Below are 19346 nucleotides of genomic sequence, written 5' to 3' on the forward strand. Positions count from 1 at the left end.
CTTGGCGGCCTTCAGCTGTATCCGGCCGGAATCCGTCAATGATTACCCACCATGATTGGGGAAGAGCCAAACAAATAAATGTTGGTCGGCGCTGCGTGACCGGACTCGCTAAAGCTTGCTGCACTAGGTGGCACCATATGTCCGCTCCTGGCCGAGTTTGGAACTTATCAGGGTTGGAAGGCTGGTATAGCTTGATGAAATGTCACTTTTCGCCTAGAGACAACGGACGCTTTGTAGATTTAGAATTCTGTCCATGGATCAATTGAAAATCTAGAACTGGCTGCAAATCATTACTTGGCACTGCTGATGAAAATACCCATAGCAAGCTTTGCGCTAATCGTTGGCACCATGTGTGTGGGTGAGGTGGTTGCAGGCGAGTGCTCGGATCGGATCGAAATAGAAGGTAAGCCATATTTCCCCAGAACTTTGTGTGGTGGAAGAACTATGGAAGATTTCTCGTCTTGTACAGTTGTTCGGCTCTCCTTTGATTTGTCTGCCGATGGTTCACCACATAATATCAAAGCTCTCAACGAGAAAGGTATCTGTGGTTCGTTTGTCAGATCTGCCCGACAAGCACTGGAGAAGACAGAATTTAGTGAAGGGGCAATTGTATCGTCTTGTACTACTGAGTATATCTTTGCGTTACAACCCTAAAGCAGCGGCCAAGTCCGGGGCCATAATAAAACGTTTCGCTTGACCCGTTGCAATGAATTCAGCTCGCTTGTCTTGGCAGCGTAAGTCCGCCCCTGGCCCATTGTGTAATGGGCGTTGGATTGAGTGGGATCAAGCCTGCATGCTACTCTCCTTCAGGCACCGGAGCATTCCGACCCAACACACGCGGCGACAAGCTTGAACTCATGAAGCAGTTTTCCCCGACAATCTGGGCGACACTTGGATGGATTAGTCTTTGTCTGTCAGCGTGGTCCTTTGTGTTGGCAACAATCGATGGCGTTATGGCATATTCTGTTACTATCCTGGCAATAATAGTGGGTGGATTCTCCAGTATTGGGTTAACTGTTACAGCGAGATTTGCGTACGTGTCTGCTGTACTAGGTGCAGTCTTGGTGTTTGTGATGACACATCACGTTGCCTCCACCGGTTTTCAGCTGCCGAATAGAGATTCAATAGCCGCTGCACTCGGCATGATCCTCATTCCAGTCGTAGTATCTGGCTGCCTGGTGGTGTGGGGCATTCGTCGTCGCAGAGAGTCGCTGAAATCTTCCATGCGGTAGGTTGGGGTTAGGTCCGCTCTTGGCGGGTGGGAACTAAATTAGAATAGCGTACACCGGGAGATGACCGTGCCTTCGAGAATTCGAGCTCTGGAAAACGGCGTTCGCGCGACTGCATTCGCAGTACTTGCATTGGGATGCGCAGCCTGCGTGAACACTGCGGCGACAGCCCCCGCAGCGCAAATGCCAAAACGTTCACAGGCCGCGTTTCTTCCTGGCAAACTGTTTCAGGATGTCAGCCCATCCACAGACCATCACAAGCACTTGATGGGGCCAGCCATTGCCAGGGCCGCTAGCGGAGCACCGCTCGCGGACGCGATTAATGTGCCAGCTGAAATCAAGGGGCTTCTGGCGCGGCGCGAGAGATCCTGGAATGATCCACGCGAGCTTTCGAGCCTTTACTTCGCAGATAGCGCATTACTTTCGGAATCGCGACGAGGGTGGCTATTCGGCAAAGAGGATATTGCCGCTTACCTGGTGCAGAGATTCGGCAGTGCCTACTCGATGACGCCGGTACATTTTTTGAGGCAGGGCGATGCTGCGCATTTGTCCGGCTACTACACTCGTGGAGCCCCTCCTGCACAGCAGCACCTTGGCTACTTTCAGCTATCACTGCTGCGGAACGATAACGGATGGATTATTGCAACCGAGATCCCGAGGTTTCCGATCGCTCCAGGTGAGCGTGTCCGGACGGCAGAGGAGCTGGTCGCCGAGATGGATCGTGCAGACATCAGGCGCTCGGTCGTCCTTTCGGAAGCATTCTGGGCGGATGGACCAATGATCCTCCTCGAAGATCCGTATCCGGTGGTGATGGAGGAGAATGATTGGACCGCGGCCCAGGTCGAGTCTTTTCCTGATCGACTGGTTGCGTTTTGCAGCTTCAACCCGGTTGCCGACCATGCACTTGATGAACTAGACCGTTGCGCGGCAAATCCGACATTCCGCGGCCTCAAGTTCAGCTTCGGCATGTCCGGAGTGGATCTGAACTACGAAGACCATGTGCTACGCCTCCGCGGAGTCTTTGCAGCAGCCAACCAGCACCGCTTCCCGCTCGTAGTGCATCTTCGGGGTGGACAGGACTACGGTGCCGAGCAAGTACGGGTCTTTCTGAATCAGATTGTGAGCGTGGCGCCTGACATTGTCATTCAAGTGCCGCATCTCTGGGGCGGCGAAGCCTATTCCAGGGCGGCCCTTGAAGAGTTCGCCAATGCTATCGAGGCCGGTGAACACTCCACGAACAATCTTTATTTCGACCTCTCCGAAATCTCCGCGGAAGTTTCGCAAACTTCCTCGACTGAAACCCAACAGGAGGTCGCCGCGCTCATCAGGAGGATTGGCATTCCGCGGATGCTCTTCGGTTCAGACGGGCAGGATGCGTATCACTCGTGGCGCTCATTGGTGGGCTTCATTCCACTCAACGAACAGGAATTTCGCACCATCACCGGGAATGTGGCACCTTATCTGCGTTGATCTGTACCTCCTGGCTGTTGGAGCGCCTAAAGGTATAGCGCTGTAATGTCCGCTCCTGGCCGTGAGTGAATACGTCCGGCATCGCTCTGCAACGTGTTGCTGATGTAGAATCCGCGGAGAGCGCTTCCGACCTGAAACCGAAGTTCCGTAGTGGAGGTTCTTTGAAATCGTTCGAAGCCTTCGAGAGAGGGGTACTATCCAGAGGTAAGTGGTCAAGGCTTCTTAACCAAATGCAGCAGTTCTCACTTATCGGCGTCGGGTGGCAGATTCGCTGCCAGCACTGCGCACGGCGATAAAGGTGGAGAAGTCCGTGCTAATCGAGCAACTGGAGAGAGAATCTCAAGGCGGTTTGAGGTTTCGTAAGTCGCTGTTTTTAAATAGGAAATATGGTAGCTACGGGTGGACTTGAACCACCGACCCCAGCATTATGAATGCTGTGCTCTAACCAACTGAGCTACGTAGCCACAATCTTGTGCTGGGGCCAGAGCCCCGGAAAGGCGCGCATTTTCCCCATTTTGATTTCCCAAGTCAAGCGAAGACCGGCCAGCAAAGTCTGTTGCTTCAGCGGCCACGAATGGTGCAGCGCTGTCAGTTTTCTTTACACCGTAACCAGCCGAATCCAGGTGCTGCCCGGGTGAACCAGGTCACAGAATTGTAACCACATCGTAAATAGTTGCTTATGTGCACTGTAATACATATAGCGAGGCCTTGTATTTCCGAATGGATTATGTTTGCCGATGGAATCTGCGATGTCTTTTTCCACTGGTTCTCTGCATTTTTTTACAGTTCCAGCAGATACACCCTGCAAAACCAACGCTTGTGCTTTCAAAACATAGAGTTACAAGTCATGGCACAAAATGTGCTTCGTTAGCCTTAGCCAAGCTGGGGTGAAATCCGGGACTTGGCACCATAAAGTCAAAAAAGCAGTCAAGGGGAAGAGCGATGAAGCAACTACGTAACTTGGGGGTGGGTTTGATGTTGGCAGGGTGTGTAGGTTCTGCTCAGGCTGGTCTAATTCAATTCAGCGAGACGCTGACAAAAGTAGGAAACCTGTCGGGAAATCCCGCCTCGCGCTCCTATATCCATGATCTGGCTGGAGTGTCTCCCACTCCCTTCGATTCCGAGCTGCATGACTTCGTAAGCGGAACGCTTGAGCTGACTTTATCCGTGCCCTCTAACGATGGAGTTGCAATATCCGACATGATCTCGGTCAGCCTGGAAGGCGACTTCGCGGATGCAGGCAAAGCATCAGAGCTGAATGATACTGTGCTCGATATCTCCGGATTCTTCATTCCAGATTTGGGAAGCCTTTCCGTCGACTTGACGCGTGTTCTCCATCAGGGAAATATCGTCCTCGAGAAGTCCATCCTGACCGTCTATGCGAGGGAGCGCATAGTGAATGGTGAAGACGACAGTGTCATTGCTGTACCCGCCCCCGGCACTCTGGCCCTGCTGGGCGTCGGTCTGCTCGGCAGTCAGCTGCTCGTTCGCCGCCGCGGTGCAGCGGTCAAGGGCTAGGCTGCTGCTGGGTAACGCAGTGGATATTGCCGCCGCCCAGCAGGATCTCCCGCCCGGGCACCATCACTACTTCATGCTCGGGAAACAGCGTCGCCAGTAGTTCTCGGGCGCTGCGATCCTGTGGGTCATCGAACCCCGGGACAATGATCCCCCCATTCACGATCAGGAAGTTGACGTAGGAAGCAGCCAGTCGTTCGGGCTGCCCGTTCTCGTCCGGGACCTGGCCAAGTGCACCGCCGTCGCGCTCGAGGATGGCATACTGTGGGGCCGGGATCGGCATTCTGTGGACTACCAGTTCCCGGCCCCGGGCATCGCGGCTTCTTTCCAGTACCTCCAGCGCTGACCGACAGCGGCTGTAGTTGGGGTCAGTTTCGTCGTCGGTCCAGCACAGGAGCACCTCCCCGGGGCGGACAAAGCAGCAGAAGTTGTCGATGTGGCCGTTGGTCTCGTCGTTGTACATGCCCTCCGGCAGCCAGATGATGGTGTCGACTGCGAGGTAGTCGCGCAGATAGTGTTCAATCTCCGCCTGAGACAAATGCGGGTTGCGGTTTGGGTGCAGCAGGCACTCGGCGGTAGTTAGCAGGGTACCTTCGCCATCCACATGAATGGAGCCGCCTTCGAGCACAAATCCAGGTGTCGTGTAACGCCGGACCCGTTCCAGTTGCGCCACTTTCTGCGCCACCTGGTTGTCCAGATCCCAGCTAGGATAGAGCCCACCTTCGTGCCCGCCCCAGGCGTTGAACTCCCAGTCCACTGCTGCCAGCTGGCCCTTGCCGTCAATCACAAAGGTTGGCCCGCAGTCGCGCATCCAGACATCGTCATTGGAAAGTTCAATGACCCGGATGTTGGCGTCCCCGGCGAGTTGCTGGCTGGCATTCTGGAATTGAGTTTGGGATGCGCCGACCGTTACCGGCCCGAAGCGGGCGATGGCGCGAATTACCGCGACAAAAGCGGCCTGGGCGGGCAGGGCGCCGTCGCGCCAGCTGTCCGGGCGTTCGGGCCACAGGGTCCAGATCTGGGTCTGGGGGGCCCATTCCGGCGGCATGAAGAAGCCATCCGCCCGAGGTTTGCTGGCGCGAACGCTCACGCGTGTTCACCGTCCAGGGTGTTGATGGGCTGGTACAGGGGTGGGCGCCGGTCCCGGAACACGCCCCAGGCGGTACGCATTTTCTCTATCTCGTCCAGATCGAAACTGTGTACCAGCACGGTCTCGCTGTCGCCGTCCGCCGCTTCGACCATGGCGCCGGTGTGGTCGGCGATAAAGGAGCCGCCGTAGAAGGTGATGTCACTGTCGTCCTGCAGTTCCTGGCCGATGCGGTTGCTGGCGATCAGCGGCATCAGGTTGGCGCCGGCATGGCCCTGTTGCACCCGCTGCCAGTGGTCGCGGCTGTGGATGGTGGGGTCGTGGGGTTCACTGCCGATGGCGGTGGGGTAGAGCAGCAGCTCGGCCCCCAGCAAGGCCATGCAGCGGGCACTCTCCGGGAACCACTGGTCCCAGCAAATGCCGACGCCGATTTTGCCATAGCGGGTGCCCCAGACCCGGAAGCCGGTATCCCCGGGGTTGAAGTAGAACTTCTCGTGGTAGCCGGGTCCGTCCGGGATATGGCTCTTGCGGTAGTTGCCGAGCACGCTGCCGTCGGCGTCGATGATTGCCACCGAGTTGAAGCGGGCGCGCCCCGCCAGCTCAAAGTAGCTGACAGGCAGCACCACCTGCAGTTCTCGGGCCAGCGCGCGGAAGTGTTGAACCGCCGGGTTCTCTGCCAGCGGGGTCGCCAGCAGCATGTAGTCTTCATTCGGTTGCTGACAGAAGTAGGGGGTTTCGAACAGCTCCTGCAGCAGGATGACCTGCGCACCCTCGCCATGGGCAGCGCGCACCAGGCGCTCTCCGTTGGCGATGTTGGCCTCCCGATCCCAGCTACAGGCCATCTGGGTGGCGGCGACGGTAACGTTACGTGCCATGGTCATCTACTCTCCCGCACTGTGATTGAAAGGCCCATTGTATGGCCAGGACGTGGATCTTGGGACCCCTTTCATTGCGTCATGGTTACTCTGGGCTTGCCGGCAAACTGTGTTAAAGTCAGAGGCGCTTGAATCACTGAGATACACTGTTCCGGCATAAAAATATTCCTCAGCGGGCGCTCGCCTTTCCGGTCGGGCCGCCATCGATGCCAGCCAAACAACCAAGGTGAATGGACTCATGCCCCGATTTATTATCCAGCGTCCGCGCGGACCACTGCTGTTGGCAGCTCTCCTTGTGGGCGCGCTCACAGCCTGCTCTGACGGCTCCGATTCGACGCCAGTGGTGACGGTGCCGCCGCCGGAGGCGCCCACAGAGCCCGAGCCTCAGCCCGTCAGCACGCCGAATATCCTGTTTATCGTAATGGACGACCTCGGGATTGATCAGTTGTCGGCATTTGGCTACGGCGGCCACACCCCAGCCCATACTCCCAATATCGATAGTATCGCGGAAGCGGGGGTAAGGTTCCGCAACGCCTGGTCAATGCCAACCTGTTCGCCTTCCCGGGCCGCATTTTTTGAGGGGCGCTTCCCGTTCCGCACCGATGTGCGTACCGCCATTGTCTCTACTGACCTGGCAAATTCACAGGTGTCACCCTTTGAAATCACCATTCCCAAGGTCTTGAAACAGCAAGGTTACGTCAACGCTGTGGTGGGCAAGATGCACATCTCCGGGTCGGACCTGAATCCCGCGAACCACCCCCTTGGTGACAGTGTCATGAGGGAATTGGGCTGGGACTATTTCGAGGGCTACCTCGATGGCGGTCCGTTCCCCATTGATTCAACTGCCGGCGGTGTCGCCGAACCGGGCGTCCACAGCTGCGGATTTGTCCCCAGTATCCAGGACGATCCTCTGCACGGTGCTGATGCGGGAGCCTGCTATCAGCCCGACGGTAGCTGTTCGTCGTTGGATCTCGGTGACCACCACACCCCGGGGCGCCTCTGCCTTGAGCGCGGCGGCATCCTCGATCCCGGCGCGAGTTGCCAGTCCTCGGTCCCTGCGCATATCGACTTCAGCAAGCAGAACGGCTACTACACCGCGGAGTGGGTGATCAACAGTGAAGATGGCTCGGATACGGTGATTCCCGCCTCGGATGCCAGCAGCCGCGGCTACCGCACAATCATGGAAACCGACCGCGCTGTTGGCTGGATCAATCGTCAGCCCTCGGGGCAGCCCTGGATGCTCAGCGTCGGCTACTCCGCGATTCACACTCCCATCCAGCCTCCGCCTGAGTCACTGTTGCCGGAAGGCTCCGAGGCGGCAGGCGGTTTCGATTGCGAGGACGTGCCGCAGCAACGCGTGCTGTCCAACCAGATGCTGGAAGCCATGGACCGTGAGATCGGGCGCTTGTTGGTGGAGTCCGGCCTGGCACAGCAGGATGACGATGGAACCCTGCGCTATCGCCCCGAGGAAACCAACACCGCGATCGTCATGGTCGGTGACAATGGCACCTATGGACCCAGTGTAAAGGCGCCGTTCAACCCGACCCTGGCCAAGGGCTTTCCCTACCAGACGGGCATCTGGGTACCCATGCTGGTCGCCGGCCCCATGGTGGTGGAGCCGAACCGCGATGTTCCCCACATGGTCAATGTGACCGACCTGTTCAGCCTGTTTGCCGAGTTGGGGGAGGCGAATGTTCGCGAAGCCGTGCCGGCGTTCAGGCAACTCGACGCGGAGTCGATGGTTTCATACCTGACTGAACCCGGCCGTGATTCGATTCGGGAGGTCAATTACTCTGCACTGGGCACTAATTTAAGCTCGACCGAAGCCGCTCTGCCGTCGCCCTGCGTTATCGCCTCCTACAATATTTGTGTGCAGTTGTTCCCACAGCAAGGGGTGTGCGCCGACCAGGGGGGTACCTGGTACGGTGCGGACGGGGCTGCAGGGCCAGAGGGGCTGTCATCCTGCTGTGCGGTCAATGACTTTCTGGCCGAGCAGGGGGAAGCACCGGCGGATGTGCTGCCAGAATCCCAGGCAGCGATTCGCGATGCGGATTACAAACTGCTGAGGATAGCGCGCCGCGACTGCGAGACCGGGGAGCTCCACTCCACCGATGAGTTCTATCAAATTGATCAGGATGTACCCATCCCCAGGCTGGACAATCCGCAGCTCAACCTGCTGCTCAATGCCCAGCTTTCCGAGCGGCAGATGGAGGCCTACGAGTCTCTGGACACTGCACTGCAACAGCTGGAGGCCAGCGAGACCGAGTGTGCTGGCGATGGCAATAATGATGGCGTGGTCGATCAGGAAGACGTGAGCAACTGGGAGCACTTCAGCCAGCGGAACGAGGGTCGCTCCAGTTGGTATGACTTCAACCTGGATGGTCGCACCGACGAGGAGGACCTGGCGGTCATAGAGGCCAATATGGGCCTGGACTGCCGGAGCTCCTGACCAGCATCAGTTGCCAGGAAAGGCCGCCCCCCGCGCTCTGTGGCGGGGCCGGACCCTGCATAAAATTTCCACCACTAATATATGCTTATACGTATATCAGGAGCTATCATGGGATATGCTCGATAATCTGGAGGCGGCACCGCGTCATGAGGGGCGAAAACTTCTTCAAGTGCCTCGGCAACGAGACCCGCTTGCGCTGTCTGCTGCTGCTGTGGGCGAGGGAGGAGATCTGCGTGTGTGATCTGGCCGATTCCCTGGAGGTTTCCCAGCCGATGATTTCCAGGCATCTGGCCCAGCTGCGCGCCTGCAACCTGGTCAGTGACCACCGCGAAGGGCAGTGGGTGTACTACCGGCTCCACGCCGGGCTGGAGCCCTGGCAGCGCAAGGTACTCGCTGCAACTCGGGAAGGGCTTGGAGCTGGTACCCCTTGTGCAGGGGACCTGCTGCGCCTGCAGGCAATTGAACAACTCAAACGCGCTGGAGATTGTCGTTAACGGTTCCTGAGCGCTTGTAGAGAAACCTCTCAGCTGCGCGGGAATGCAATCCAACCCTCGTCATCTGTTACGGAGTTTTGCATGAGCATCAAAATTGGGATAAACGGTTTTGGCCGCATCGGCCGTCTGGCGTTACGCGCTGCATGGGATTGGCCCGAGGTCGAGTTCGTTCATATCAACGATCCCGCAGGGGATGCTGCAACCCTGGCGCATTTGCTGACATTCGACTCGGTACACGGCCGCTGGGATTACGAAGCCACCGCCGAAGACAGCGGGATTGTGGTGGATGGACAGCGCATAGGCATCAGCTGCAACACCCGTATCGAGGAGACCGACTGGTCGGGCTGCGACCTGGTCATCGAGGCCAGCGGCAAGATGAAGACGGTCGAAGTGCTCAATGCCTACCTGGCCCAGGGCGTCAAGCGGGTGGTAGTCACCGCGCCGGTAAAGGAGCCGGAAGCACTGAACGTGGTCATGGGTGTCAATGATCACCTCTATGACCCGCAGACTCACAAGATTGTCACCGCAGCTTCCTGCACCACCAATTGCCTGGCGCCGGTGGTCAAGGTGATCCATGAGAGCCTGGGCATCCGCCACGGCAGCATGACCACCATCCACAGTGTGACCAACACCCAGACCATTCTCGACGCCCCGCACAAGGATCTGCGCCGCGCCCGCGCCTGCGGCATGAGCCTGATTCCCACCACTACCGGCTCCGCAACCGCGATCACCGAGATTTTCCCCGAGCTCAAGGGGCGGCTGAACGGCCACGCGGTGCGGGTGCCGCTGGCCAATGCCTCGCTGACCGACTGTGTGTTCGAAGTGGAGACGGCGACCACTGCTGAAGCCGTCAATCAGCTGCTCAAAACGGCCGCGGAATCGGGCCCACTGCAGGATATTCTCGGATACGAGGAGCGGCCGCTGGTGTCTATCGATTACAAGACCGACCCGCGCTCGAGCATTATTGATGCCCTGTCGACCATGGTGGTCCACGACACCCAGGTAAAAATCTACGCCTGGTACGACAACGAGTGGGGCTACGCCAACCGCACGGCCGAACTGGCGCTGAAAGTCGGGCGCTCGCACCTGGGCGCCTGACCATGCTGGGCCACCTCTCTCCCGAAATCCGTCAGTACCTGGTGGTCACCGGCAACTACTGGGCTTTCACCCTGACTGATGGCGCCCTGCGCATGCTGGTAGTGCTGCACTTCCATGGGCTGGGTTATTCGCCGTTGGAAATTGCACTGCTGTTTCTGTTCTACGAAATCTTCGGGGTGATCACCAACCTGGTGGGGGGCTGGCTCGGCGCGCATGTGGGCCTCAACCGCACCATGAATGTCGGGCTGGCGCTGCAGGTTATCGCCCTGGCCATGCTGCTGGTGCCCGCGGCCCTTTTGACCGTGCCCTGGGTCATGGCGGCCCAGGCGCTGTCCGGCATCGCCAAGGACCTGAACAAAATGAGTGCCAAGAGTTCGATCAAGCTGCTGGTGCCAGCCGATTCGCAGGGCACGCTGTACAAGTGGGTGGCCATTCTCACTGGGTCGAAGAACGCCCTCAAGGGGGCGGGCTTTTTCCTCGGCGGGGTGCTGCTGATGTGGCTGGGCTTTGCCGGCGCCGTGGGGGCGATGGCGGTCGCCCTGGCGCTGGTCTGGTTGGCAAGCCTGGTATTCCTGAAAAAGGATCTGGGCAAGGCGAAGAACAAGCCGAGATTCCGCGAAATCCTGTCCAAGAGCCGCGCCATCAACATTCTTTCGGCGGCTCGGATGCTGCTGTTCGGCGCCCGGGATGTCTGGTTCGTGGTGGCCCTGCCAGTATTCCTGTCGCAAACCCTGGGCTGGAACCATAGCCAGACGGGTGGCTTTCTCGCTGTCTGGGTCATCGGCTACGGAGCGGTGCAAGCGATCGCCCCGCGGATTACGGGAAGCGTTAAAGGGTCGGTTCCGGATGGGCGATCAGCTACCCTGTGGGCAGCCAGCCTGGCACTGTTGCCCGCAGTGATCGCGTTGGGCCTGGGAGCAGGAATCAATCCCACCATGGTCCTGATTGGCGGCCTGCTCCTGTTCGGCGTGCTGTTCGCGATCAACTCCTCGCTGCACAGCTATCTTATAGTGAGTTATGCGGGCAGAGACGGCGTGTCGCTGGATGTCGGTTTCTACTACATGGCCAACGCCATGGGGCGGCTGATCGGTACGGTGCTGTCGGGCTGGGTGTTCCAATTGGCTGGTCAGGGAACGGCCGGGTTGGCTGCCTGCCTGTGGATTTCCGCAGCGATGCTGGTAGCAACGGTCATTATTTCCCTCTGGCTGCCCGGAGCAAGAAGGAGTGCACCATGAGTCTGTTTGAGCGCTATCTTTCCTTGTGGGTGTTGCTCTGTATTGTCGCGGGCATCACCTTGGGCACCCTGCTACCGGATGCCTTTCAGATGCTTGCCGGGCTGGAGTATGGCTCGGTCAACTTTGTTGTTGCGGTACTGATCTGGTTCATGGTGTACCCCATGATGGTGTCGGTGGATTTCACCAGCCTGAGGCACATTCACAAGCGTCCCAAAGGCCTGGTGATCACTCTGGTGGTCAACTGGCTGATCAAGCCGTTCACCATGGCGGCGCTGGGCGTGTTGTTCTTTGAGGTGGTATTCGCCGATCTGGTCGACCCGGCCAACGCGAGCCAATATATCGCCGGCATGATTCTCCTGGGAGCGGCTCCCTGTACCGCGATGGTATTTATCTGGTCACAGCTGACGCGGGGGGACGCCAATTACACCCTGGTTCAGGTTGCTCTCAACGACGTCATCATGATTTTCGCGTTTGCGCCGATTGTTGCTCTGCTGCTGGGTGTAACCGACATCAACGTGCCCTGGACAACCCTGCTGTTGTCGGTGGTGCTGTATGTGGTCATTCCGCTGGTGGCTGGCGCCCTTACCCGGATGCGTCTGGTCCGCAATGCCGGCCCCGGGGCGCAGGGTGAAGCTCAGGTATCGCGCTTTACCTCGAGCATCAAGCCGCTGTCGGTATTGGGGCTGCTGGCGACGGTGGTACTGCTGTTCGGCTTTCAGGGACAGATTATTCTCGATCAGCCAGTGTTGATTGCGTTGATTGCTGTGCCTCTGCTGATTCAGTCCTACGGGATCTTTGCCATTGCTTACGCGGCAGCCTACTTGTGGCGGGTGCCGTTCAACGTTGCGGCTCCCTGTGCCCTGATTGGCACCTCCAATTTTTTCGAGCTGGCGGTGGCCGTGGCCATTGGGCTGTTCGGTCTCAATTCCGGCGCTGCTTTGGTGACCGTCGTCGGTGTGCTGGTAGAGGTGCCGGTGATGCTTTCTTTGGTAGCCTTCGCCAATCGCACCAGTCACTGGTTCCCCGCTGCGGAAAAGAGTCGCGCAGCCGGCGCTGCTTCACCTGCTAAGGAGAAAGTCTGATGTTCACGTCCGCACTGGTTGCCCTGGATTTATCTCCAGCCGAAGAACCGATTCTCGACTGCCTGCCCGACCTCCTCGAGTGGGGAGTCAGCAAGGTCACTCTCGGCCATGTGATTCCGGTGGGTTATAACCAGTTTGCCGGCTACGGTCATGAAGATGACTACCGGGCCTGGCTGGAAAAGTGTGCTGTGCCACTGCGCGAATCGGGTTTGGATGTCGCGATTGTTGTACGTAGCGCGGGTGCAGTGGCTGATGAATTACTGGCCGTCGCTGCGGATGTCGAGGCCGACCTTGTCGTTATCGGCTCGCGCGGACAAAGCCGGGTTCGCAGCCTGTTCATTGGCAGTGTCGCCCGCGACGTGCTGCGCAAGACGACGCGGCCGGTTCTCATGGAGTGGGTGGAACCCAGCGCCGACAAGACCCGGGAGCACTGTGAGGCCGTTTGCAAGAAAGCTCTTGCGCATGTGCTGCTGGCCACGGACCTGTCCAAGCATGCCGCGAGAGCGGAAAGCGCTTTCATCGAACTGGCGGGCAGGGCGGGGCAAAGTGATCTGCTCACTGTTTTAACCCCGGATGTCCTGGACGGGACGCCCGCCTTGCCCGTTATGGTCGCCGCGGCACTTGACGACATTCGCAAGCGGCTGCCGCCGCAGGCGACACAGGGCAAGCCACTGATCGAAGAGGGCAAGCCCTGTGACACCATCGCTCATGTCGCTGAGGAACGTGAGTGCACCCTGATTATTATCGGCAAACACGGTCAGGGCTGGCTGGAAAGCACAGTCATCGGTTCCACCGCTGCAAGACTCTGCGAAACCGCTCGTCGCCCGGTACTGATGGTGCCCATCAAGGAGCAGGAGCGCATATGACAGCCACCATGGGTGCGCAGGAGGCCATCATGACAACTGATTTAAAGGAAATCGATGACACGATACTGGTGAGCTCTGACTCGCTTACCGATCACTGCTTGAGGGAGTCGCCGTGAGTGGACTGGCAGGTCTCAATCAACAGTGCTTTTGCTTGAGCCTTGATGAGGGCGCACTAAGCCGGGCGCTGGAAACGGAGCTGGGCGAGCAGGGCCTCTACCAATTGACCCGTGAACGCTGCCCCTATCTCTTTTCAGCGCAGCCGGTGTTTGTCGCAGATGACCACATCCGGCGCATGAACGCCGTTATTGGCGCAGTCGAAACCGTGGTCAAATCCAGTCAATGGCGGGATAGGGTGCTTGACTCCGCACCAGCCATTGCCCGTCACCACCCCGGTGGTGCCAGGGGCGTCTTCATGGGGTACGACTTTCATATCGGCCCCGATTCGGTCGGGCTGATAGAAATCAATACCAACGCCGGCGGAGCCCTGCTCAATGCGGTGCTGGCCCGCGCCCAGCGCGCCTGCTGCCCGGAAGTGGCCGACCTGGTTCCGAACGCGGCGACCGCCCTGCAACTGGAGCAGTCCATTGTTGCCATGTTTCGGCGGGAGTGGGAGCTTTCGGGTCATGACCGGCCATTGCGGTCCATCGCGATTGTCGATGAAAACCCGATGGAGCAATATCTGTATCCGGAATTCGTTCTGTTCCGGCAACTGTTCCAGCGCTGCGGAATCGACGCGGTGATCGTGACGCCGGAGCAACTGCGCTTCGGGAATGGCGCACTCTGGGCTGGGTCCAGGCCCATCGATCTGGTCTACAACCGGCTGACAGATTTTCTGCTTGAGCAGAACGGCGTAGCAGCCATTCGCGAAGCCTACCTGGCAAACGCAGTGGTACTGACGCCTCATCCACAGACCCATGCTCTCTATGCCGACAAGCGCAATCTGGCACTGCTTACTGACCCGCTGGAACTGGACGCCATGCAGGTTCCTGACAGCCTGCAACAGATACTCTTGCAAGGTATTCCCCACACGGAGATCGTCGACCCCGCCCACGCCGATCGCCTGTGGGCTGAACGCAAACGACTGTTTTTCAAGCCCGCAAGCGGTTATGGAAGCAAGGCCGCCTGGCGCGGCGACAAGATCACCAAACGAGTATGGAGTGAAGTGCTGGCGGGCGAATACGTCGCCCAGGCCTTGGTCGCCCCGGGAGAGCGCTTCGCCCTGGGAGAAACCACTCCGCTGGTGTTCAAGTACGATCTGCGCAACTATGTTTACGATGGCGCGGTGCAGTGGGTGGCAGCGCGATTGTACCAGGGTCAGACTACCAACTTCCGCACCCCGGGTGGCGGTTTCGCTCCGGTGTACCAAGGGCAATCCGATTGCACGGAATCCGCTAGCACTACTTGTCAATGGAGCACAGAATGAGAATCGAATCTATCGAAACACTGATCGATTGGACCAGGGAGGTCCATTTTCATTTGGCCAAAGCCCTTGCGGCAGGTCAGCAAATCCAGCAGGAGGAACGAGCGAGAGAGCTGCTGGAATATCTTCAGCAACAGGAAACCGAGCTGGGAAAAATGGTTGCCGGTTTTGAAGAGCAGGCAGATCCCAAAGCCTTGCACACCATGGTCTACGACTATGAAGTGCACTCGCCGCTTGAAATCGACCGCCTCTCCGACAAGCCCTATGGAACCATGACCTACGATGCCATTGCCGCGGATGTCTTTGCCAGCCACCAGCAGATCCAGGAGCTCTACCGCTATCTGCTCGGTCGCTCCGCCATTCCCGAGGAACAGGAGTTGCTGGAAGCGCTGTTGGGCGTTGAGGAGCACGAAACCATGCAGCTGTCCCAGCAGATCAATCGCGGCCGGGATATCTGAATCCGGGTTCGGGAGTATTGTGCAATGGGGACCAAGCTCTTCGACGTGATCATTATTGGCGGTGGCCAGGCGGCGCTCGCGGTAGGATATCTTCTCACGAAGGCGTCACTGGACTTTATACTCCTTGACGATCAGCACGAGCCCGGTGGTGCATGGCTCCACGCCTGGGAGTCCCTGCGGCTGTTTTCGCCCGCCACCCTCAGCTCGCTGCCGGGAATCATGCTGCAGCAACGCGACGATGCGGGGTTTCCCCATCGAGACGATGTGCTCCCCTATTTGCGTCGCTATGAAGAGCGCTACCAACTGCCGGTTTATCGCCCCCACCATGTCGACAAGGTCATGCGGGATGCGGAGAACAACTGTTTTTTGGTGTCCGACGGCACGTACCAGTGGCGAACTCGCGCCGTGGTCAGCGCTACCGGCACCTGGAGCCACGCCTTTACCCCCAGTTATCCCGGGCAGGAACACTTCCGGGGGAAACAGCTGCACTCGGCACAGTATCGAGAGCCCAATCAATTCAAGGGCCAGCGTGTGCTGGTCGTTGGTGGCGGCAACTCCGGAGCGCAGATCCTGGCAGAAGTCGCCGAGGTGGCGAACGCCTCGTGGGTAACCCTGTCGGATCCCGTGTTCCTGCCCGACGATGTGGATGGCCGTGTGTTGTTCGAGCGGGCGACCGCCAGGCTCAAGGGGGATGCAGAGGGTGCTACTGTGGGCGGCATCGGCGACATTGTCATGGTGCCACCGGTCAAGGCCGCACGGGACAAGGGCATTCTTGCCAGCACGAGGCCGTTTACCGCGTTCACCGAATCGGGTGTTGTGTGGCCGGATGGATCAGCGGAAGACATTGACGCTGTCATCAGCTGATTACATATTTGGATGACGTGGGGCAGAAATAAACGCGTAACAATGGGCGGTGCCTGTCACACAGGTGTCGTGAATCGTGAGGTTGGCCATGGAAAAAATACAGCTTGATAAGTTTTACGAGCAGCTGTGTCAGATGCGCGCAGAGATGCTGTCAAGGCGTGAAGTCTCCCGGGAGGCAGCCGGTACGGTGACACTAGACCAGACTTCCGTCGGTCGCCTGTCGCGCATGGATGCGCTGCAGTCCCAGCAAATGGCCATCGAGGTGCAGCGTCGCAAGGAACAGATGCTGACCCGTATCGAGGGTGCAATCAGGCGCATCGACAAGGGCGAATTCGGGGAATGTTTTGAGTGTGGAGAGGATATCAGTCTGGCCCGCTTGCGTGTCGACCCTACGGTGACACGCTGCATTAGCTGCCAGAAATAGCGGGGCTCCCGGTGTGACCCCAACAGTCATCGCATTCCTGCTCTGTCTTGCCGGTTTTGTGCTGATCGGCGTATTGTCCCACCGTTACGCGCAAAGCAGCTGCCGGTGGCATTCGCGCCGCAATCTGGACCGATGCCGCACAGGCGATAGTGATGATCGTGGCCATGTTCCTGATGCTGTGGGTGGCTGTAGACCATCTGGGCGGATTGAGTGCCACCTGGCAGCAGCTCAACCAGGTGTCTCCCGACTACATGGATGTGTGGCCTGGCGCCGTGGTGGGGCTGGCCAGTCCCTGGGGTCCGACGCTCTTTATCGTGGGTTGGCTGTTCGCCGGTTTCAGCGTCATCGGCCAGCCTCACATCATGATACGTTTCATGTCGCTGGATTCGGCGGCCAGCACCAATCGCGCACGACTCTACTACTACGCCTGGTATGTGGCCTTCTATCTGGCGGCCAATAGCGTGGGCCTCCTCTCGCGCCTGCTGATTCCGGAGTCGGATTCCTTTGACCCTGAGCTGGCGTTGCCGACCATGGCGCTGGATCTGTTGCCACCGGTGCTGGTTGGCCTGGTGCTGGCCGGGGTGTTTGCCGCCACTATCTCCACGGGCGACTCCCTGGTGCTGACCTGCTCGGCCGCGTTGACCGAGGACGCGATGGGCAAGACCCAGAAGTTGTGGCGGGTGAAGACGGCGACGGTGACGGTGGTGGCACTGGCGTTGGGGATCGCCCTGTCCGGGCCGCAGAACGTGTTTGATCTGGTGGTGGTTTCCTGGGGCGTGCTGGGCGCCACCTTCGCGCCATTGCTGCTGGTCTACATATTCGGCTATCGCCCTGGCGAGGGGCTCGCTTTCGTGATGGTGCTCGCCGCCCTGGTGGCGGTCTATGGCTGGACGCGGATTCCTTTGCTGACTGAATACTACGAGGGCATGTTCGGCATCATCGTCGGGCTGGCGGTATTTGCCCTGGGACGCATGCTCGGGTTCTGTGGGCCGCGCAAGCGGGTGTAACTGCCGCTTGCGCCACTTCCGCTGTCCTCCTCAGACGTTGAATCGGAAGTGAATCACATCGCCGTCCTGCACGATGTAGTCCTTGCCTTCCAGCCGCCAGCGGCCCGCATCCTTGGCACCCTGTTCCCCTTTGTAGGCGATGAAGTCTTCGTAGCTGATGACCTCGGCGCGAATAAAGCCCTTCTGGAAATCCGTGTGGATGACGCCCGCGGCTTCCGGCGCAGTGGCGCCGACTTTCACGGTCCAGGCGCGCACTTCTTTTTCCCCGGCGGTGAAATAGGTCTGCAGGTTGAGTAGCTGATAGCCGGCGCGGATCACCCGGTCCAGCCCCGGCTCTTCCATGCCCAGGTCCTGCAGGAATTCCAGACGCTCGGAGTCCTCCAGTTCGACGATTTCCGACTCCAGCTTGTTGCAGATGGCCACGACAATCGCCCCTTCGCTGACGGCGATGTCGCGCACGGTGTCCAGGTAGGGGTTTTCGTCGAAGCCGTCTTCATCGACATTGGCGATATACATGGTTGGTTTGACGGTGAGCAGATGCAGGGTTTTGACCAGGGCTCGCTCCGCGTCGTCCAGCGTCAGGGAGCGCACCGGCAATGCCTCGTTCAGGTGTGGCAGCAGCTTGTTTTCCAGCAGCGCCTTGAGTGCGATGGCCTCCTTGTCGCCGCCCTTGGCATTACGGGTGACCCGCTGCAGCTGTTTTTCGCAGCTCTCCAGATCCGCCAGCGCCAGCTCGGTGTTGATCACGTCGATATCCGAGCGCGGGTCTACCCGGTTGGCAACGTGGATCACGTTGTCGTCATTGAAGCAGCGCACCACGTGGGCGATGGCGTCGGTCTCGCGGATATTGGCCAGGAACTGGTTGCCCAGGCCTTCACCCTTGGAGGCGCCTGCCACCAGTCCTGCAATGTCGACAAACTCCATGGTGGTGGAGACTTCCCGCTGCGGCTTGACGATTTCGGCGATGCGCTGCTGGCGCGGGTCCGGTACCGGCACGACGCCGGCATTGGGCTCGATGGTGCAGAAGGGGAAATTCTCCGCATCAATGCCGGCCCGGGTCAGGGCGTTGAACAGGGTGGACTTGCCGACGTTGGGCAGCCCGACGATTCCGCATTTGAAACCCATTTGTGAATCCTGTGGTTGTAGACTGTAGTTGCAGACTTTTGTGTGGGAGCTTTTAGCGCCGCTCAGGCGGCGCTGAAGCTGTGTAGTTGGGTCATGGCCCGGGTATCCTCGCCGGCCAGCAGGAAGGGCAGGGCGGCGATGGCGGCCTCGATACTGGCGTCCATCTTTTCCCGTTCGTCCGCGGTCGGCTTGCCCAGCACATAGCCGGTCACCCGCGAGGCGTGGCCCGGATGGCCAATGCCAACGCGCAGGCGCGCAAAACTGTTGTTGTTGCCGAGGCAGGACACGATATCACGCAGGCCATTGTGGCCACCGTGGCCCCCGCCGCGCTTGAACCGTGCTGTACCGGGGGGGATGTCCAGCTCGTCATGGGCCACCAGAATGGCCTCTGGAGCCACTTTATAGAAGCTGGCCATGGCGGCAACGGCCTGGCCAGATCGATTCATGAAGGTCGTGGGAATAAGCAGGCGCAGGTCGTGACCTGCGCAGTGAATGCGGGCTGTAAACCCGAAAAAACGGGATTCGGCTTGCAGGGTGGCGCCATGCTGGCGCGCCAGTGCTTCAACGAAATCGGCACCGGCGTTGTGACGGGTTCCCCGGTAGTCGCTGCCCGGGTTGCCCAGTCCGGCAATCATGGAAATTGAAGTT

At 59.1% G+C, this 19346-nt stretch carries 17 protein-coding genes and 1 tRNA gene; 13 read left to right on the top strand and 5 right to left on the bottom strand.

The window, feature by feature from the left end:
* The first annotated feature begins 1298 nt into the window (after positions 1-1298).
* Positions 1299-2699, top strand: coding sequence for an amidohydrolase family protein (locus Q6D67_RS06325; RefSeq protein ID WP_304704747.1), 1401 nt, complete (start codon positions 1299-1301; stop codon positions 2697-2699).
* A gap of 387 nt (positions 2700-3086) precedes the next feature.
* Here Q6D67_RS06325 and Q6D67_RS06330 read toward each other — a convergent pair.
* Positions 3087-3163: transfer RNA gene (locus Q6D67_RS06330), tRNA-Met, on the bottom strand.
* Positions 3164-3641: 478 nt separating this feature from the next.
* Between Q6D67_RS06330 and Q6D67_RS06335 the strand changes: the two genes are divergently transcribed.
* Positions 3642-4217, top strand: coding sequence for a PEP-CTERM sorting domain-containing protein (locus Q6D67_RS06335; protein ID WP_304704748.1), 576 nt, complete (start codon positions 3642-3644; stop codon positions 4215-4217).
* Here Q6D67_RS06335 and aguA read toward each other — a convergent pair.
* Together aguA and aguB are read right to left on the bottom strand one after the other, a co-directional pair.
* Positions 4207-5304: an agmatine deiminase gene (gene aguA, locus Q6D67_RS06340; RefSeq protein WP_304704749.1), complete on the bottom strand. Its 1098-nt coding sequence runs from the start codon at positions 5302-5304 to the stop codon at positions 4207-4209. The two genes, Q6D67_RS06335 and aguA, sit on opposite strands and share 11 nt — an antisense overlap.
* The gene (gene aguB / locus Q6D67_RS06345; RefSeq protein WP_304704929.1) at positions 5301-6176 is read right to left on the bottom strand and encodes an N-carbamoylputrescine amidase; all 876 of its coding nucleotides are present in this window, start codon (positions 6174-6176) and stop codon (positions 5301-5303) included. The genes aguA and aguB overlap by 4 nt, the downstream gene beginning before the upstream one ends.
* 238 nt (positions 6177-6414) lie before the next feature.
* On the opposite strand from aguB, the gene Q6D67_RS06350 reads away from it, so the two are divergent.
* The 11 genes from Q6D67_RS06350 to Q6D67_RS06400 all read left to right on the top strand — a co-directional run bounded on the left by Q6D67_RS06350 (position 6415) and on the right by Q6D67_RS06400 (position 17573).
* Positions 6415-8625, top strand: coding sequence for a sulfatase-like hydrolase/transferase (locus Q6D67_RS06350; RefSeq protein ID WP_304704750.1), 2211 nt, complete (start codon positions 6415-6417; stop codon positions 8623-8625).
* Positions 8626-8771: 146 nt separating this feature from the next.
* On the top strand, positions 8772-9119 hold the full coding sequence (locus tag Q6D67_RS06355; protein ID WP_304704751.1) for a metalloregulator ArsR/SmtB family transcription factor: 348 nt from the start codon (positions 8772-8774) through the stop codon (positions 9117-9119).
* An 81-nt stretch (positions 9120-9200) separates the two neighbouring features.
* The gene (locus Q6D67_RS06360; protein ID WP_304704752.1) at positions 9201-10217 is read left to right on the top strand and encodes an ArsJ-associated glyceraldehyde-3-phosphate dehydrogenase; all 1017 of its coding nucleotides are present in this window, start codon (positions 9201-9203) and stop codon (positions 10215-10217) included.
* 2 nt (positions 10218-10219) lie between these two features.
* Positions 10220-11452 (top strand): organoarsenical effux MFS transporter ArsJ, encoded by a 1233-nt coding sequence (arsJ, locus tag Q6D67_RS06365; protein WP_304704753.1) that lies wholly within the window; start codon positions 10220-10222, stop codon positions 11450-11452.
* Positions 11449-12534, top strand: a complete 1086-nt coding sequence (arsB, locus tag Q6D67_RS06370) for an ACR3 family arsenite efflux transporter (RefSeq protein WP_304704754.1) — start codon at positions 11449-11451, stop codon at positions 12532-12534. Before arsJ ends, arsB begins: the two co-directional genes overlap by 4 nt.
* Positions 12534-13400: a universal stress protein gene (locus tag Q6D67_RS06375; protein WP_304704755.1), complete on the top strand. Its 867-nt coding sequence runs from the start codon at positions 12534-12536 to the stop codon at positions 13398-13400. The genes arsB and Q6D67_RS06375 overlap by 1 nt, the downstream gene beginning before the upstream one ends.
* Positions 13401-13512: 112 nt before the next feature.
* On the top strand, positions 13513-14823 hold the full coding sequence (locus tag Q6D67_RS06380) for a hypothetical protein (protein ID WP_304704756.1): 1311 nt from the start codon (positions 13513-13515) through the stop codon (positions 14821-14823).
* Positions 14820-15278 carry a hypothetical protein gene (locus Q6D67_RS06385; RefSeq protein WP_304704757.1) on the top strand — a complete coding sequence of 153 codons (459 nt, stop codon included), beginning with the start codon at positions 14820-14822 and terminating at the stop codon, positions 15276-15278. Before Q6D67_RS06380 ends, Q6D67_RS06385 begins: the two co-directional genes overlap by 4 nt.
* A gap of 24 nt (positions 15279-15302) precedes the next feature.
* Entirely contained in the window at positions 15303-16142 is an 840-nt protein-coding gene (locus Q6D67_RS06390) for an NAD(P)-binding domain-containing protein (protein WP_304704758.1), read from the top strand.
* Between the two features lie 88 nt (positions 16143-16230).
* Entirely contained in the window at positions 16231-16566 is a 336-nt protein-coding gene (locus Q6D67_RS06395; protein WP_304704759.1) for a TraR/DksA family transcriptional regulator, read from the top strand.
* A 110-nt stretch (positions 16567-16676) separates the two neighbouring features.
* The gene (locus tag Q6D67_RS06400) at positions 16677-17573 is read left to right on the top strand and encodes a hypothetical protein (protein ID WP_304704930.1); all 897 of its coding nucleotides are present in this window, start codon (positions 16677-16679) and stop codon (positions 17571-17573) included.
* A 30-nt stretch (positions 17574-17603) separates the two neighbouring features.
* On the opposite strand, the gene ychF is transcribed toward Q6D67_RS06400, so the two are convergent.
* Together ychF and pth are read right to left on the bottom strand one after the other, a co-directional pair.
* Complete coding sequence (gene ychF, locus Q6D67_RS06405; protein WP_304704760.1) at positions 17604-18698, bottom strand: redox-regulated ATPase YchF; 1095 nt, start codon at positions 18696-18698, stop codon at positions 17604-17606.
* Between the two features lie 62 nt (positions 18699-18760).
* A complete protein-coding gene (pth, locus tag Q6D67_RS06410) occupies positions 18761-19333 on the bottom strand; it encodes an aminoacyl-tRNA hydrolase (RefSeq protein ID WP_304704761.1) in 573 nt (190 codons plus the stop codon).
* Positions 19334-19346: the final 13 nt, after the last annotated feature.

The sequence above is a fragment of the Haliea sp. E1-2-M8 genome, assembly GCF_030649675.1.
Taxonomy (GTDB): Bacteria; Pseudomonadota; Gammaproteobacteria; order Pseudomonadales; family Halieaceae; genus Haliea.

Bases quoted from the DNA above. Each gene is read 5' to 3' on its own strand.
- aguB (WP_304704929.1), bottom strand. From the start codon at position 6,176: ATGGCACGTAACGTTACCGTCGCCGCCACCCAGATGGCCTGTAGCTGG.
- ychF (WP_304704760.1), bottom strand. From the start codon at position 18,698: ATGGGTTTCAAATGCGGAATCGTCGGGCTGCCCAACGTCGGCAAGTCC.
- Q6D67_RS06390 (WP_304704758.1), top strand. From the start codon at position 15,303: ATGGGGACCAAGCTCTTCGACGTGATCATTATTGGCGGTGGCCAGGCG.
- Q6D67_RS06335 (WP_304704748.1), top strand. From the start codon at position 3,642: ATGAAGCAACTACGTAACTTGGGGGTGGGTTTGATGTTGGCAGGGTGT.
- Q6D67_RS06385 (WP_304704757.1), top strand. From the start codon at position 14,820: ATGAGAATCGAATCTATCGAAACACTGATCGATTGGACCAGGGAGGTC.
- Q6D67_RS06375 (WP_304704755.1), top strand. From the start codon at position 12,534: ATGTTCACGTCCGCACTGGTTGCCCTGGATTTATCTCCAGCCGAAGAA.
- arsJ (WP_304704753.1), top strand. From the start codon at position 10,220: ATGCTGGGCCACCTCTCTCCCGAAATCCGTCAGTACCTGGTGGTCACC.
- pth (WP_304704761.1), bottom strand. From the start codon at position 19,333: ATGATTGCCGGACTGGGCAACCCGGGCAGCGACTACCGGGGAACCCGT.
- Q6D67_RS06355 (WP_304704751.1), top strand. From the start codon at position 8,772: ATGAGGGGCGAAAACTTCTTCAAGTGCCTCGGCAACGAGACCCGCTTG.
- Q6D67_RS06350 (WP_304704750.1), top strand. From the start codon at position 6,415: ATGCCCCGATTTATTATCCAGCGTCCGCGCGGACCACTGCTGTTGGCA.
- arsB (WP_304704754.1), top strand. From the start codon at position 11,449: ATGAGTCTGTTTGAGCGCTATCTTTCCTTGTGGGTGTTGCTCTGTATT.
- Q6D67_RS06360 (WP_304704752.1), top strand. From the start codon at position 9,201: ATGAGCATCAAAATTGGGATAAACGGTTTTGGCCGCATCGGCCGTCTG.
- Q6D67_RS06395 (WP_304704759.1), top strand. From the start codon at position 16,231: ATGGAAAAAATACAGCTTGATAAGTTTTACGAGCAGCTGTGTCAGATG.